The organism is Curtobacterium sp. VKM Ac-2865 (assembly GCF_015350905.1).
Classification (GTDB): Bacteria; Actinomycetota; Actinomycetes; order Actinomycetales; family Microbacteriaceae; genus Curtobacterium.
In genome coordinates, this window is sequence record NZ_JADKRZ010000001.1 from 520,590 (window position 1) to 535,371 (window position 14,782).

The 14,782-nt window shown below is 74.9% G+C and carries 14 protein-coding genes; 10 read left to right on the top strand and 4 right to left on the bottom strand.

Annotated elements, in window-relative coordinates; genetic code table 11:
• Positions 1-7 precede the first annotated feature (7 nt).
• The 3 genes from ITJ54_RS02405 to ITJ54_RS02415 form a co-directional block, all read right to left on the bottom strand.
• Complete coding sequence (locus ITJ54_RS02405; protein ID WP_194625701.1) at positions 8-934, bottom strand: SGNH/GDSL hydrolase family protein; 927 nt, start codon at positions 932-934, stop codon at positions 8-10.
• A gap of 185 nt (positions 935-1,119) precedes the next feature.
• Positions 1,120-1,476, bottom strand: a complete 357-nt coding sequence (locus ITJ54_RS02410) for a PRC-barrel domain-containing protein (RefSeq protein WP_194625702.1) — start codon at positions 1,474-1,476, stop codon at positions 1,120-1,122.
• Between the two features lie 48 nt (positions 1,477-1,524).
• Positions 1,525-2,514, bottom strand: a complete 990-nt coding sequence (locus ITJ54_RS02415) for a glycosyltransferase family 9 protein (protein WP_194625703.1) — start codon at positions 2,512-2,514, stop codon at positions 1,525-1,527.
• 98 nt (positions 2,515-2,612) lie between these two features.
• Between ITJ54_RS02415 and ITJ54_RS02420 the strand changes: the two genes are divergently transcribed.
• From ITJ54_RS02420 to ITJ54_RS02450, 7 genes are all read left to right on the top strand, one after another.
• The gene (locus ITJ54_RS02420; protein ID WP_194625704.1) at positions 2,613-3,164 is read left to right on the top strand and encodes a D-glycero-alpha-D-manno-heptose-1,7-bisphosphate 7-phosphatase; all 552 of its coding nucleotides are present in this window, start codon (positions 2,613-2,615) and stop codon (positions 3,162-3,164) included.
• Entirely contained in the window at positions 3,161-4,279 is a 1,119-nt protein-coding gene (locus ITJ54_RS02425; protein WP_194625705.1) for a glycosyltransferase family 9 protein, read from the top strand. Before ITJ54_RS02420 ends, ITJ54_RS02425 begins: the two co-directional genes overlap by 4 nt.
• Before the next feature lie 84 nt (positions 4,280-4,363).
• Positions 4,364-5,359, top strand: coding sequence for a glycosyltransferase (locus tag ITJ54_RS02430; protein ID WP_194625706.1), 996 nt, complete (start codon positions 4,364-4,366; stop codon positions 5,357-5,359).
• A complete protein-coding gene (locus ITJ54_RS02435; RefSeq protein ID WP_194625707.1) occupies positions 5,356-6,663 on the top strand; it encodes a glycosyltransferase in 1,308 nt (435 codons plus the stop codon). The genes ITJ54_RS02430 and ITJ54_RS02435 overlap by 4 nt, the downstream gene beginning before the upstream one ends.
• Positions 6,660-7,283, top strand: coding sequence for a D-sedoheptulose-7-phosphate isomerase (locus ITJ54_RS02440; protein WP_194625708.1), 624 nt, complete (start codon positions 6,660-6,662; stop codon positions 7,281-7,283). Before ITJ54_RS02435 ends, ITJ54_RS02440 begins: the two co-directional genes overlap by 4 nt.
• A complete protein-coding gene (locus ITJ54_RS02445; RefSeq protein ID WP_194625709.1) occupies positions 7,280-8,665 on the top strand; it encodes a PfkB family carbohydrate kinase in 1,386 nt (461 codons plus the stop codon). Before ITJ54_RS02440 ends, ITJ54_RS02445 begins: the two co-directional genes overlap by 4 nt.
• Positions 8,666-8,718: 53 nt before the next feature.
• Positions 8,719-9,423 (top strand): SDR family oxidoreductase, encoded by a 705-nt coding sequence (locus ITJ54_RS02450; RefSeq protein ID WP_194625710.1) that lies wholly within the window; start codon positions 8,719-8,721, stop codon positions 9,421-9,423.
• 186 nt (positions 9,424-9,609) lie between these two features.
• Here ITJ54_RS02450 and ITJ54_RS02455 read toward each other — a convergent pair whose 3' ends face one another.
• Entirely contained in the window at positions 9,610-10,713 is a 1,104-nt protein-coding gene (locus ITJ54_RS02455; protein ID WP_323741568.1) for a glycosyltransferase family 9 protein, read from the bottom strand.
• A gap of 210 nt (positions 10,714-10,923) precedes the next feature.
• Between ITJ54_RS02455 and ITJ54_RS02460 the strand changes: the two genes are divergently transcribed.
• Genes ITJ54_RS02460 through ITJ54_RS02470 form a run of 3 tightly spaced genes read left to right on the top strand, consistent with a single transcriptional unit; the run spans position 10,924 to position 14,773 of the window.
• A complete protein-coding gene (locus ITJ54_RS02460; protein ID WP_194625711.1) occupies positions 10,924-12,420 on the top strand; it encodes an aldehyde dehydrogenase family protein in 1,497 nt (498 codons plus the stop codon).
• Positions 12,417-13,910 (top strand): D-glycero-beta-D-manno-heptose 1-phosphate adenylyltransferase, encoded by a 1,494-nt coding sequence (gene rfaE2 / locus ITJ54_RS02465; protein WP_194625712.1) that lies wholly within the window; start codon positions 12,417-12,419, stop codon positions 13,908-13,910. Before ITJ54_RS02460 ends, rfaE2 begins: the two co-directional genes overlap by 4 nt.
• Entirely contained in the window at positions 13,907-14,773 is an 867-nt protein-coding gene (locus ITJ54_RS02470) for a glycosyltransferase (RefSeq protein ID WP_194625713.1), read from the top strand. Before rfaE2 ends, ITJ54_RS02470 begins: the two co-directional genes overlap by 4 nt.
• The last annotated feature ends 9 nt before the right edge of the window (positions 14,774-14,782 follow it).

Consider the following 14,782-nt stretch of genomic DNA (forward strand, 5'->3'; position numbering starts at 1 on the left):
GAGTGGCTCAGCCGGCGACGGCGCGGAGCTCCGCCGCGACCTGACGGGTCAGCCAGGCGACGCCCCGCTCGTTCGGGTGCAGGGCGCCCGGCTCCAGGTCGATCCGACGGAAGCCGTTCGTGGAGTCGAGGGTGACGCCGGACACGTACGCGCCCGACCGCGCGCACCCCGTCCGCCCCTGCGTCGTGCGGAACAGGTCGAGGTAGCGGACGCCTGCCGCGGTGGCAGCGGTCCGGGCGACGTCATCCAGCTCCTCCTGCACGCCGTGCAGGTACTCGACGTCGGTGTCCGTGAACGGGTACGTGTTCCGCGGGAAGGACCCCGTGAGCGTGCCGAGGTCGAGCCCGGCGCGGAAGCACCCCTTCGCCGGGGTGTGCTGGGCGTCGGGGAAGATCGCCGGGTAGCCGAGGAACAGCACGCGGGCGTTCGGTGCGGCCTGGCGGATCGCCGCGAGGGTGTCCGCGATGCCGAGCGCCACGCGGGACTGGACCTTGGTGCCGAGCTGGTCCTCGCCGTCGTGCACGAGGGTGCTGCGGCAGGACGAGGCGTCGCGACCGGAGAACACCGGGCCCTTCGCGGTCAGGGCCAGGCAGGACGCCGCCGTGCCGAACAGGTCGGCGTCGTTGCCGCCGATCGTCAGCGTGACGAGCCGCGTCCGTGCCGAGAGCGCCTCGATCTGCGGGGGGACGCCCGTGAACTGGTGCCGGTCGGTGACGTCCTCGCTCGTGGCCCCGCCGCAGGTGACGTCCTGCAGCGCGAGCCCGAACCGGGCGGCGATCCGGTGGGGGTAGTCCCTGGCGGACTGCCCGCACGCGGAGACCGGCAGTCGGGTGGGGTCGGCCAGGCCGTACCCGGCCGAGTACGAGTCACCGAGGGCGACGTACTCGCTGCCCGGGGGGAGGCCGTCGAGCGCCTCGGCAGGCGGCGACGACACCCGGTACGGCTGTGGGACAGGCCAGGACGGTGCCGCCGACGCCGGTGCCGGGACGACCGCCCCGGCCGCGAGCACGGCGACGAGCGCCAGGGCGGCGAGCAGCGTCGAGCGGGCGGAGCGGAACAGGGCGGGTCCCTCGGGTGCGGGTCGGGTGGTCGGGGACGATCACCCTACCCGCGGGGCGCTCAGCGTCGGCCGAGTCGCCGTTCGCCGCCGCTGCCCGTGCGGTACTCGAGGCCGTAGTGCGCGAACACCTCGGGCTCGAGCTCCGCCGTGAGCTCGCCGTCCGTCGCGATCGTCGGGGCGTCCTTGATGAGCTTCTTGCCGAACGTCACGCTGAGGTGCTTCGGGGTGACGGTCGCACCGACCAGGGGCACGAACACGAGCTTCGTGAAGCCCATCACACCGGTGGTGACCGAGCCGAACGCGGGCTCGGACGTCGCGGTGTCGTAGTAGATGCTCTCGAGGTTGCCGACCTTGTCGTCGCTCTCGTCGACGACCGGCAGGCCGATCCAGTCCCGGATGTTGGCCGCTTCGAACACGGGTGCTCCCTCCGCGGCCGCCGGACGATCCGGTGCCGCCCCTCGACGCTACCGGTCGGTCGTCCCCGTCGTGCGCAGGTCGGGCAGCACGCCGAGGTCGTCCACGGCCCCGAGCACGTCGACGGCGTGGACGGCGAGGATCGCGGGGTCGGGGTCCTCGGCGAAGACGTCACCGCGCCGCACCGACGCGTCCGTGAGCACGACATGCGGCCCGGTCGCCGGCGGTCCCCAGGACTCGGGCGGGGCCGGGCCGAAGAGCACCACGGACGGGATCCCGTACGCCGACGCCAGGTGCGCGGCGCCGGTGTCGACGGTCACGACGAGCCGTGCCGCGGCGACGACGGCGGCGAACGGCTGCAGGTCCAGGACGCCGGCCAGGACGGCCTCCGGTGCCAGGCCGACCGCGTCGGCGACGGCGGCTGCGCGCTCGACGTCCGCCGAGCCTCCAGTCAGGACGACGTGGAAGCCGCGCTCCTGCAGTCCGCGCACCACCTCGGCGAAGCGGTCGACGGGCCAGTGCCGGGCACCGTGGAAGGCACCGACGTGCACGACGGCCGCGCCCGCGACGACGGCCGGCTCGGCCGGGCGCGCGATGGCGACGTCGTCCGCGTCGGCCTGGTACCCGTGTGCGGTGAGCAGGCCGGCCCAGCGTTCCCGCTCGTTGACCGGACCCGTCTCCCAGGCCGGCCCCTCGGAGCCGCCGTGGGCGATGACGAGCCGGGCGCCGAGTGCGTCGACGAGGTCCTGCGACTCCGGGCCGGCGCCGTGCAGGTTCACGGCGACGTCGGTGACGCCGGCCGGCACGCCGATCGGGTGGTCGAAGCCCTGCTGCGCGAGGTGCACGTCGACGTCCGGGATGAGCTCGACGACCGGGGCGAGCCAGGCGGTCGTGGCGAGGCTGATGCGGTGGTCGGGGAAGGCCCGACGGATGGCGTGCAGCGCGGGGACGGCCACCAGCAGGTCGCCGAGCTTGATCGCGCGGAGCACGACGAGTTCCGGGCGGCCGTCGGACGGGGGCAGGGCTTCGAGGGCGGTCACCCGGTCGACGCTAGCGGCACCGCCGCAGCCACGCCCGGGACGCGCGGTCCGTGGCCTTCCTGCCGCCGGCGTCCGACGTCCTTGGTAGAACTCAGGGCATGGCTCTCTCCGTGGACCGTGTCGTGCGCGGTCTCCTCTTCGACCGTGACGACACCCTGGTCATCGACGTCCCCTACAACGCCGACCCGGACGAGGTGGTGCCCGTCCCCGGTGCGCACCGGGCGGTCGAGCGTGCCCGCGCCGCCGGACTGTCGGTCGGGGTCGTCACGAACCAGTCGGTCATCGCCCGGGGCGGTGCCACCCGCGAGCAGGTCGACGCGACGAACGCCCGCGTGGACGAGCTCGTCGGGCCCTTCGACGTCTGGTGCGTCTGCCCACACGGCTCCGGCGACGACTGCGTCTGCCGGAAGCCCCGGCCCGGCCTGGTGCTCGAGGCCGCCGAACGGCTCGGGATCCCGGCGTCGGAGCTCGTCGTGATCGGGGACATCGGCGCGGACGTCGGCGCGGCAGCCGCTGCCGGCGCGCAGTCGATCCTGGTGCCGACACCGCGGACCCGGCAGGAGGAGGTCGACGCGGCCCCCACGGTCGCGGCCACCATCGAGGACGCCGTCGACCTGGCGCTCGCCCGCGTGGCAGCGGCCCGGGCATGAGCGACCAGGGGCACCCTGCCGGACCGCGGGTGCTCGTCGCCCGACTCGACTCGTTCGGGGACGTCCTGGTCGCCGGCCCGGCCGTCCGCGCGGTCGCCGCGGGGGCGTCGCACGTCACGATGCTCTGCGGTCCGCAGGGCGCCCCGGCCGCCGACCTGCTGCCCGGCATCGACCGGGTGCGGGTCTGGGCGGCGCCGTGGGTCACGGAGACCGCTCGGCCGCTCGACGACGCCGTGCTCGCCGAGTTCCGCGCGCTCGTCGCCGAGGAGCAGGTCGACGAGGCCGTCGTGCTCACGTCGTTCCACCAGTCGCCGCTCCCCCTGGCGATGCTGCTGCGGCTCGCCGGGGTCCGGCGGGTCTCCGGTGCGTCGGTCGACCACCCCGGCTCGCTGCTCGACGTCCGGCTGCGCCCCGGGGAGGACCTGCCCGAGGACCTCCCGGAGCCCGAGCGCGCCCTCCGCATCACCGAGGCCGCCGGGTTCGCGCTGCCGCCGGACGACGACGGCAGGCTCCTGGTGCGGCACGACGTCGCCGTGCCGGCCGCCGTGGGCGCGCTGGAGCGCTACGTGGTCGTCCACCCCGGCGCCAGTGTCGAGGCGCGGTCGTGGCCGCCGGAGGCCCACCGCGCGCTCGTCGCCGCCTACCGGGACCTCGGCGTGCCGGTCGTCGTCACCGGGTCCCCCGGGGAGCGAGACCTGACCGCGTTCGTGGCCGACGCCGACGGAGCCACGGAGACGACCAGTCCCGTGCTCGACCTGGGCGGTCGGACCAGCCCGGCCGAGCTCGCCGCGGTGCTGGCGGGGGCCGAGGTCGTCGTCGTCGGCAACACCGGGCCGGCCCACCTCGCCGCCGCGGTGGGCGCCCGGATCGTCAGCCTGTTCTCGCCGGTCGTGCCCGCGGTGAAGTGGGCGCCGTACGCCGAGCACGTCGAACTGCTCGGCGACCAGGACGCCCCCTGCCGGCTCAGCCGGGCCCGCGAATGCCCCGTCCCCGGGCACCCGTGCCTGACCTCGGTGACCCCTGACGACGTGCTCGACGCCCACGAGCGGCTGACCGGGTGCGCTCTGCGGACGAACCAGAGCACCCTGCGAACTGCTGCAGCCGACGAGCAGTAGCGTGCGGCACTGCTTCTCCTTCTCCTTCTCCTTGTCCTGCTCCTCCGGTCGACGGTCCACCCGCTCGACGAACGAAAGGCCTGCATGCGCATCCTCCTGTGGCACGTGCACGGCGGCTGGATGGACGCCTTCGTCCGCGGGCCGCACGAGTACCTCGTCCCGACCACCGCGGCCAGGGACGGCTGGGGCCTGGGAGCGGGCGGCCGGGACTGGCCGAACGTCGTCGAGATCGCCCCGGAGGACGTCGCCGACGCCGACGTCGACCTCGTCGTGCTGCAGCGCACCGAGGAGGCAGCCGTCGCCGCGGAGCTGCTCGGCGGCCGCGACGTCCCCACGGTCTTCGTCGAGCACAACGCCCCGCGGGTGGACGTGCCGAACTCCGTGCACCCGATGCAGGACCGCGACGACCTGACCATCGCGCACGTCACGCACTGGAACGCCCTGATGTGGGACTGCGGCACCACGAGGACCACCGTCGTCGAGCACGGCGTCGTCGACCCCGGGCCGCTGTACACGGGCACCCTGGAGCGCTTCGGTGCCGTCATCAACGAACCCGTGCGCCGCAACCGCGTCGTCGGCACGGACCTGCTCCCCCGGTTCGCCGAGGTCGCCCCCGTCGACGTGTTCGGCATGGGGACGGACCGGCTCGCCGACCTCGGGCTCGGCGACCGCCTGGTCGGGCTCGGCGACGTGAAGCCCGACCCGATGCACGCCGCACTCGCCGAACGCCGCGCCTACCTGCACCCGAACCGGTGGACCTCGCTCGGCCTCTCGCTCATCGAGGCCATGCACATGGCCATGCCGGTGCTCGTGCTCGCGACGACCGACGCGTCGCGCACCGTGCCCGCCGAGGCCGGCGCGATCGCGACCGACGTGACGGAGCTGACCCGGGCCTCCCGGCTGCTCCTCGACGACCCGGACGAAGCGCGCCGACGCGGCGCCGTCGCCCGGGAGGCCGCGCTCGCGCGGCACTCGCTCGCCCGGTTCCTCGGCGACTGGGACGAGCTCCTCGACGACGCCGTGACGCGCCACCGGCGCACGCGGGGCCAGAGCCCCGCCCTCGAAGGGAGCACCCGATGAAGATCGCGATGGTCTCCGAACACGCCAGCCCGCTCGCGGTGCTGGGCGGTGTCGACGCCGGCGGCCAGAACGTGCACGTCGCCGCCCTGTCCGGTGCCCTGGCCGACCGCGGCCACGAGGTCACGGTCTACACGCGCCGCGACGACCCCGAGCTCGCCGCCCGGGTGATGCTGCGTCCCGGTGTCGAGGTCGTGCACGTCGACGCGGGCCCCGCCCGTGCCGTGCCGAAGGACGACCTGTTCCCGTACATGGCGACGTTCGCGCAGGTGCTGGCCGCCGAGTGGTTCATGGACCGCCCCGACGTCGTCCACGGACACTTCTGGATGTCCGGCCACGCCGCGCTCGAGGCCGTGACGCAGGTGCAGGCGCGCACCGGCGGCACCCGGATCCCGATCGTGCAGACCTTCCACGCGCTCGGTGTCGTGAAGCGGCGCCACCAGGGCTCGGCGGACACCAGCCCGGACGAGCGCGAATGGCTCGAGCCCGCTGTCGGCCGTGGCGTCGACCAGGTCGTCGCCACCTGCTCCGACGAGGCGTTCGAGCTCAAGGCGCTCGGCGTCCCGCTGCACGCGATCTCGGTCGTGCCGTGCGGCGTCGACGTGGACCGCTTCCGCCCGGACGGCCCCGTGGAGCAGCGTGGACGCACCGAGCGGCTGCTCACCGCGTCGCGTCTGGTGCGCCGCAAGGGCGTCGGCACGACGATCGCCGCCCTCGCCGCGCTCGTGCAGGCCGGCCGTGACGTCGAACTCGTCATCGTCGGCGGTGCCGGCACGGCCGGGGCCGACCTGGCCGACGACCCGGAGTACCAGCGCCTCGATGCCCTCGCCCGGTCACTCGGCGTGCGTGACCACGTGTCGTTCCGCGGCCAGCTCGGCCAGGACGCCATGCCGTCGGTGTACCGGAGCGCCGACGTCGTCGTGTGTGCGCCCTGGTACGAGCCGTTCGGCATCGTGCCGCTCGAGGCGATGGCGTGCGGCCGACCCGTCGTGGCGTCGCAGGTCGGCGGCCTCATCGACACCGTCGTCGAGGACGCGACCGGGCTCCACGTCCCGCCGCGCGACGAGGCCGCCGTCGCGGCGGCCGTGACGGCGCTCCTCGACGACCCCGGACGGCGCGAGGCCTACGGCGCAGCAGGACGCGAGCGGGTCGAGTCCCGCTACGCGTGGACCCGGGTCGCCGCGGACACCGAGCGGGTGTACGAGCGACTCATCAGCGGAGGGGCCACCACGGCGCCGCGGACACGGACGACCACGACGACGCGCGCCACCCGCGCCGTGCGTGCGACGGAGAGGACGGCACGATGACCATCGAACAGACCGGGATCGGCGCGACCGAGCAGCTGCGCGACAGCGCCAAGGCCGTGCTCGACCACATCACGGCGTCGGTGCCCGTCATCGCGTCGCTCGTCGACCACCACGACCACATCGCGGCCTGGGCGGACGACATCGCGTCGCGGCTCGTCGCCGGACGTCGGCTCCTCGCCGCGGGCAACGGCGGTTCGGCCGCCGAGGCCCAGCACCTCACCTCCGAGCTGACCGGACGCTTCGACGGCGACCGGCCCGCGTACTCGGCGATCTCCCTGCACGCCGAGACCTCCGCGGTGACGGCCATCGGGAACGACTACGGCTTCGAGGAGGTGTTCGCCCGGCAGGTCCGCGCGCACGCCAGGACCGGGGACGTCGTGGTGCTGCTCAGCACGAGCGGCAAGAGCCCGAACCTGCTCGCCGCCGCTGCTGCCGCTCGGGCCGTCGGTGCCCGCGCGATCGCCCTGACCGGTGCCCGCCCGAACCCGCTCGCCGACGCGGTCGACGACGCCATCTGCATCGACGGTCCGTCCGCGAACGTGCAGGAGGCCCAGCTCGTCCTCGTGCACGCACTGTGCCGCGCGATGGAGCCCGCGCTCCGCCACGGGGTGCGCCGATGAGCGCCCGGCTCCGGATCGCCGTCGTCGGCGACACGCTGCTCGACGTCGACGTCTCGGGCACCAGCGAACGCCTGAGCCCCGACGCACCCGTCCCCGTCGTCGACGTCCGCACCGACGACCGCCGCGCCGGTGGTGCCGGGCTCGTCGCGACCATGCTCGCCAAGGACGGCCACGACGTCACGCTCGTCACCGTGCTCTCCGACGACGCCCGTGCAGCCGAGATCCGCGACCTGCTCCCCGGTGTCCGCATCGTCGCCGGACCGTCCGGCGTCGCCACGCCGGTGAAGACCCGCGTGCGCGTCGGCGACCACGCCCTCGTGCGGATCGACGAGGGCTGCGACACGCCCCCGGTGCCGTCCGCGACGCCGGAGATGACCGCGGCGCTCGACGACGTCGACGCCGTCATCGTGGCCGACTACGGGCGCGGGGTCGCTGCGGCACCGGCCGTGCGCGAGGCCATCGCCCGTGCCACCGAGCACACCCCGGTCGTGTGGGACCCGCACCCCAAGGGCGCCGTCCCCGTGGCGGGCATCACCGTCGCCACGCCCAACGCCTCCGAGGCCCGGCGCTTCACCGAGATCGGCGGCGAGGGCGTGCCCTTCGCGACCGACGCGGCCGCCGCCCTGGTCGACGCCTGGGACGTCCGCGCCGTCGCCGTCACGCTCGGCGACCGCGGGGCGCTCGTCGGCCGCCGCACCGCACGTGGACTCGACTCGCGCTTCCTGCCAGCACCCTCCGTCACCGCCGGTGACCCCTGCGGTGCCGGTGACCGGCTCGCCGCCGGTGTCGCCGTCGCGCTGGCCGGCGGGTCCGACGTCCCGGACGCCGTCGCGGCCGGGGTCGCCGACGCCTCGGCGTACCTCGCCGCCGGCGGGGTCACCTCGCTCCTCGCCGACGCGCCCGCACCGGTCGAGGTCCCCGGCGTCGACCGCGACGCCTTGCGGGTCGTGCACCGCATCCGGAGCGGTGGCGGCACCGTCGTCGCGACCGGTGGCTGCTTCGACCTGCTGCACGCCGGACACGCCAGGACTCTGTCGGCAGCGCGGGCGCTCGGCGACTGCCTGGTCGTCTGCCTCAACTCGGACAGCTCGGTGCGCCAGCTCAAGGGCCCCGAGCGGCCGTTCATGACGCAGGACGACCGCGTCGAGCTGCTGCTCGCGCTGGACTGCGTCGACGCCGTCGTGGTGTTCGACGAGACGACGCCCGACGAGGCACTGCGCCGCTTCCGCCCCGACGTGTGGGCGAAAGGCGGCGACTACACCGCGGACGAGCTCCCCGAGGCCGTCACGCTCGCCGAGTGGGGTGGCCGGGTCGTCACCGTGCCGTTCCACCCGGGCCGCTCCACCACCCGGCTCGCCGCCGCGATCGAACGCGTCAGCTGAACCGCTCCCTGCTCGTCCCTCTCCACACCAGCACGACAACGCAAAGGACATCCATGCCCGTCCCCACCACCCCCATCGGCCGCGTCCTCGTCACCGGCGGCGCCTCCGGACTCGGCGCAGCCGTCGTGGCCGCCGTCACCGAGGCCGGCGGCACCCCGATCGTCCTCGACCTGCGCATCGACGCCGTCCCCGAGGGCGTCGACGCCGTCGCCGTGGACGTCTCGGACACCGACGCGGTCGAGCAGGCCGTGCGCGAGGCCGTCGAACGCCACGGTGGCCTGGACGCCGTGGTCACCGCCGCCGGCATCGACACGCCTGCCCCGATCGACGCGATCTCGTCCGGCAACTGGGAGAAGATCGTCGGCGTCAACCTCATCGGCACCGCGTCGACGGTGCGCGCCGCCCTCCCCGCCCTCGAAGCCACGCACGGCCGCGTCGTGACGATCTCCTCGTCGCTCGCCCTGCGCGGCGTCGGTCACGGCACCGCGTACTCGGCGTCGAAGTTCGGCGTCCGCGGCTTCTCGCAGGCTCTGGCCGCCGAGACTGCCGGGCGCGTCGGCGTCACGAACGTGATCCCCGCCGGCATGCGCACGAACTTCTTCGCCGACCGCACCGAGCAGTACAAGCCGGGCCCGGACGCGCAGCTCATCGAGCCCGAGTACGTCGCGAACTCGATCATCTTCGCGCTCTCGCAGCCGGCTGGCTGCGAGATCCGCGAGCTGTCGATCATGCCGGCCACGGAGCCCAGCTGGCCGTGACGCGCTGATCGCGCCCACGCGACGGACGGGAGGCTCGGTGCCAGCTGGCACCGGGCCTCCCGTCCGTGTCGGTGCGGGCGCGCGCACCGTGCGTGGTCTCTCGGCTGGTGCGAGCTCAGCCACCCCGTGCGAGCCCGTGTCGCGGCACGGAGTGTGCAACCTCGCACCGGGGCCGGCCGGGGCTCGCTAGCTGGGCGGCGCCGTGCGGAGCAGGTCCTCGACGTCGGCGAGCACCTGCTCGGGCGTGACGTGGTCGACGTAGGACGGGTCGTGCTCGCAGCGCTCCGCGGTCCAGCCGACCTGCGTGACGTCGATCCCGCACACCGGGCAGCGGGTGACGAAGGACATCAGGACGCGGTGTCGGCCCCGGTCGAGCGGTCCGGCGTTGATGACGTTGCCGAACCAGAAGACACCCACCGTGCGGGTGCCGACGGCCAGGGCGAGGTGGCGCGGCCCGGAGTCGTCGCCGACCATCACGTCGGCGGCCCCGAGCACCGCGGGCAGCTCGCGGAGCGGGAGCGACCCGACGACGTCGTGCAGGCGCTCCGTCGAGCCGAGGGCGTCCTGCACCGCCGCGGTGATCCGGTCGGTCGCGGGTCGGTCGGACTCGTCGCCGACGACCACCACGTCGTCGCCGGCACCCAGGCGCGCGATCGCCACGGCGGCGAAGTGCTCGGGGCTCCAGCGGCGGCGCGGGTCCGTCGCGCCGGGGTGCATCGCGACGAGGTTCCCCGTCACGCCGAGGCGGGCGCGCACGGCGGCTCGCTCGTCGTCGGTGACGGCGAGCCGGGGGTCGAGCGTGACCGGTTCCGCGCCGGCGAGGGCAGCGACCTCGAGCCCGCGCAGCACCTCGTGCTGGTAGTAGACGTAGCGGACCCAGCGTTCCAGGACCTCGGCGTCCTCGGTGGCGGTGCCCACGGTGTGGCGGGCACCGAGGCGCAGCAGGAAGGGGTTCGAGTTGCGGCCGCCGCCGTGCAGCTGCACCGCGAGGTCGAAGCGGCCGTGCAGGCGCTCGAAGAAGTCCGCGGGGGTCGGGGCGCCGTCGCCGGCGTCACGGACACCGGGCACGACGGGGAGCTCCTCGACCGCGTCGACCGCGTCGCTCCGTCCGTCGAGCAGGGCGGCCGCCGCGGGCGTGCCGAGCAGGGTCAGCCGGGCGTCCGGGTAGGCGGCTGCGAGTGCCTCGATCGCGGGCATCGCGAACATCAGGTCGCCGAGGCCCCCGCCCCGCAGGACCGCGACCTCGCGGACCCCCTCGAACCGTTCGCCGCCCTCGCCGATGCGCACCACGTCCGCTGTCTCCTGTCGTCGTCGGTCGAGACCGACCGACGTCCTGTCTACCGAGCATCGCTGGGCGGTGTGCCGCCTGACCGCGGAACGCAGTGCCGCGACCACGTCCAGAGAAGAAGGAGCAGTGTCGTACTCCTCATGGCCATCGGCCTGAGGCAGCAGCACTGCTCCATCGGCACTGACCCATCAGCACCACCCGGAAGGACGCGCATGACGCTCGAAGCCCCCACCGCCACGGACGAGGTCGTCGTCCTGGACCCCGTGACCGGCGACGTCGCCTCGACGATCCCGGTCGCCGGCCCGGACGCCGTGCACGACGCGGTGGCACGGGCACGAGCGGCCTTCCCGGACTGGGCGCGGACCGCCCCGGCCGAGCGCGGCTCGGCCCTGCGTGCCGCCGCCGAACACCTCCGGGCGCACGCGGACGAGCTCGCCGAGCTGAACACCCGCGAGACCGGCAAGGTCCCCGGCGACGCGGCCGGCGGCGTCGAGGCCGGCATCGGCACGCTCCTGCAGTACGCCGAGCTCGGCCCGCTGCACCGCGGCGAGTCCCTCCGCGGCCAGCACGGTGCCGCCGACTGGACCGTGCCGCACCCCCGCGGTGTCGTCCTGGCGCTCACGCCCTGGAACGACCCGGTCGCCGTCGCGCTCGGCGTCATCGGCGCCGCCGTCGTCACCGGCAACACCGTCGTGCACAAGGGCAGCGAGCGGTGCCCCGCGACCTTCGCCCGCCTCAACGAGCTGCTCGCCGAGGCCCTGCCCGACGGCGTGTTCGTCGGGGTCGACGGTGACGCCTCCACCGGTGAGGCGCTCCTCGCCGAGGACGGCATCGCGGTCTACGCCCACGTGGGCTCCACCGCCACCGGCGACCGGCTCAGCGAGGTCGCCGTCGGCACCCGCGCGCACGTGATCCGCGAGAACGGCGGCAACGACGCGCTCGTCGTGGACGCCGGCGTCGACCCCGTGTGGGCCGCCGGGCAGGGCGCACTCGGTGCCTTCGCCAACACCGGGCAGATCTGCACGAGCGTGGAGCGCGTCTACGTGCACCGCGACGTCGCCGACGCCTTCGTCGAGGCCCTCGTCGCCGAGGCCGAGGCGAAGACCGCCGCCCCCGCCGCCCAGTACGGCCCGCTCGTCGACGACCGGCTCCGGGTCCTCGTGCAGCAGCACGTCGACGACGCCGTCGCCAAGGGTGCCGAGGTCCGGACGGGCGGCTCCGTGCCGGACGGCACCGGGACCTTCTACCCCGCGACCGTGCTCACCGGGTGCACCGACGACGCGCTCGTGCTGACCGAGGAGACCTTCGGGCCGATCGCCCCCGTCCGCGTGGTCGACTCGTTCGAGGAGGGCCTCGAGCTCGCCGCCGCCGACCGCTACGGTCTGGCCGCCTCGGTCCTGACCAACGACACCGCGCACGCGCTGCTCGCCGCCGCGACGCTCCCCGTCGGCACCGTCAAGGTGAACGCGGTGTTCGGCGGCGCTCCCGGTGGCAGCGCCGAGCCCCGCGGCGCCTCGGGCTCCGGCTTCGGGTACGGCCCGCACCTGCTCGACGAGATGACGACGACCACGGTGGTCCACCTCGAAGCCGCGCCGGCAGCGCCGGCCGCAGCCGCCGCCCCCGCGTCCGCCGCCCCTGCGTCGTCAGCGCCGGCCGCAGCCGGGTCCGACGAGGGCGTCACGGCGTCCGCCGAGGGCTTCGACCGATGACCGCTGACGTCCGCCTGGTGCGGGACCTGATCGCACGCATCGACGACCACGAGCCGCTCGTCGTCGTCATCGGCGACTGCATCCTGGACCGCTGGACGATCGGCGAGGCCGAGCGCGTCTCCCGCGAGGCCCCGGCCCCCGTCGTCCGCGTCACCGAGACCATCGCGGTCCCGGGCGGCGCGGCGAACACCGCCGTGAACGCCCGCGCCCTCGGAGCCCGTGTCCGCATGGTCGGGCTGCTCGGGGACGACGAGGTCGGCGCGGTCCTCCGCCAGCGCCTCGACGCCGCCGGGGTCGACACCTCGTACATGGTGACGATCCCGGGCGCGACGACCACGTCGAAGTCGCGGATCGTCGGTGGCGACCGGGTGGTCGTCCGCGTGGACGAGCTCGCCGCCATGCCGACCGACGGGCACACCGAGCAGCTCGCCGACGCCGTGGCCCGTGCCATCCGCGCCGCCGACGCCGCCGTGGTCTGCGACTACGGCCTCGGGGTCACCCCGGAGAGCGTCCTGCCCGTGATCGACCGGGACCGCCCGGCCGTCGTCGTGGTCGACGCACACGACCTCGGCGGCTGGCGCGAGCTGCGCCCCGACCTCGTCACGCCGAACGCCGGCGAGGCCGCAGCGCTGCTCGGTCGTCCCCTCGGCGACGGTGTCGAGCGCGCCGCGACCGTCGTGGCCGCCCGCGACGAGGTCTTCGCCGCCACCGGTGCCCGCGCCGTCGTCGTCACGCTGGACCGCAACGGCACCGTGCTCCTGGAGCCGGGCGAGGACACCGGGTTCCGCACCCGCGCCACCCCCGCCTCCGAGCAGCAGGCGTCCGGTGCCGGCGACACCTTCTGCGCCGCCGCCTCGGTCGCCCTGGCCGTCGGCGCCCCCGCACGCGAGGCCGTCGCCTTCGCGCAGGCAGCAGCCGACGTCGTCGTCCGCGAGGCCGGCACGTCCACCTGCGACGCCGCCGCGCTGCTCCGCTCCGTCGAGGCCCCCGCGGAGACGGTCGTCGACCACGACGACCTCGCCGCCGCAGTGGCGGTCGCCCGCAGCGAGGGCCGCCGGGTCGTCTTCACGAACGGCTGCTTCGACGTCGTGCACCGCGGGCACACCTCGTACCTCCGCCAGGCCAAGGAGCTCGGGGACCTGCTCGTCGTCGCGCTGAACGACGACGACTCGGTCCGCCGGCTCAAGGGCCCGGAGCGGCCGATCAACACCGCCGAGGACCGCGCCGGCGTCCTCGCCGCACTCGCCTGCGTCGACCTGGTGACGGTCTTCGCGACCGACACCCCCATCCCGCTCATCGAGCGGGTGCAGCCCGACGTCTACGTCAAGGGCGGCGACTACTCCCCCGAGATGCTCCGCGAGACCGAGGTCGTGCGCAGCTACGGCGGCGAGGTCGTCATGGTCGACTACGTCCCCGAGCACTCGACCAGTGCCGTCGTCCGACGCATCCGCGAGACCTCGGGAGGAGCCACGGGCGGCGAGGCCCTGTGAGCACCGCCCGCTGGTCAGGAGCCTGGGGCCGCGACGGCCGTCCCGACGACGCGCCGGACGTCGACGTGCTCATCCCCACGGTGGGACGCACCGCTGAGCTGGCGACGACCCTCGCCGGGCTCGCCGCCCAGGCGGACGCCTCGTTCCGCGTCGTCATCAGCGACCAGTCGGAGACCAGCGACGTCGCGTCGCGTCCGGCGGTCGCCGCCATGGTGCGCGTCCTGGAGGCCCAGGGCCGGCCCGTCACGCTGCTCACCCACCCGGTACGGCGTGGGCTGGCCGAGCACCGGCAGTTCCTGCTGGACCGCGCGTCCGCCCCGGCGGTGTTGTTCCTCGACGACGACGTCTGGCTCGAGCCCGGCTCCGTGTCCCGGATGCTCGACGCCCTGCGGACGCTCGGCTGCGGCTTCGTCGGCAGTGCCGTGCAGGGGCTGTCGTACCTGGCCGACCGGCGGCCGCACGAGACGGCCCCGTTCGAACCGTGGGAGGGACCGGTGGTGCCCGAGGTGATCCGGCGCGGCTCCCCCGGCTTCGCGCGCTGGTCGCTCCACAACGCCGCGAACCTCGCGCACGTCGCCGCGGGCCTCGACGTCGAACCCGGCGGGTGGGTCCCCTACCGTGTCGCCTGGGTGGGCGCCTGCGTGCTGTACGACCGTGCCGCGCTCGTCGCGGTCGGCGGGTTCGAGTTCTGGGACACGCTGCCCGTCGGCCACGCCGGCGAGGACGTCGTCGCCCAGTGGCGGGTCATGGAGCGCTTCGGCGGCGCGGGGATCGTACCGTCCGGCGCCGTCCACCTCGAGGCACCGACGACCGTCACCGACCGCTCGGTGGACGCACCCAACGTGGTGCTCGGCCCGGCCTGACGGTCGGAC

Coding starts and splice junctions, on each gene's coding strand:
- ITJ54_RS02435 (WP_194625707.1), top strand. CDS start 5,356: ATGAAGATCGCGATGGTCTCCGAACACGCCAGCCCGCTCGCGGTGCTG.
- rfaE2 (WP_194625712.1), top strand. CDS start 12,417: ATGACCGCTGACGTCCGCCTGGTGCGGGACCTGATCGCACGCATCGAC.
- ITJ54_RS02430 (WP_194625706.1), top strand. CDS start 4,364: ATGCGCATCCTCCTGTGGCACGTGCACGGCGGCTGGATGGACGCCTTC.
- ITJ54_RS02445 (WP_194625709.1), top strand. CDS start 7,280: ATGAGCGCCCGGCTCCGGATCGCCGTCGTCGGCGACACGCTGCTCGAC.
- ITJ54_RS02425 (WP_194625705.1), top strand. CDS start 3,161: ATGAGCGACCAGGGGCACCCTGCCGGACCGCGGGTGCTCGTCGCCCGA.
- ITJ54_RS02460 (WP_194625711.1), top strand. CDS start 10,924: ATGACGCTCGAAGCCCCCACCGCCACGGACGAGGTCGTCGTCCTGGAC.
- ITJ54_RS02420 (WP_194625704.1), top strand. CDS start 2,613: ATGGCTCTCTCCGTGGACCGTGTCGTGCGCGGTCTCCTCTTCGACCGT.
- ITJ54_RS02440 (WP_194625708.1), top strand. CDS start 6,660: ATGACCATCGAACAGACCGGGATCGGCGCGACCGAGCAGCTGCGCGAC.
- ITJ54_RS02450 (WP_194625710.1), top strand. CDS start 8,719: ATGCCCGTCCCCACCACCCCCATCGGCCGCGTCCTCGTCACCGGCGGC.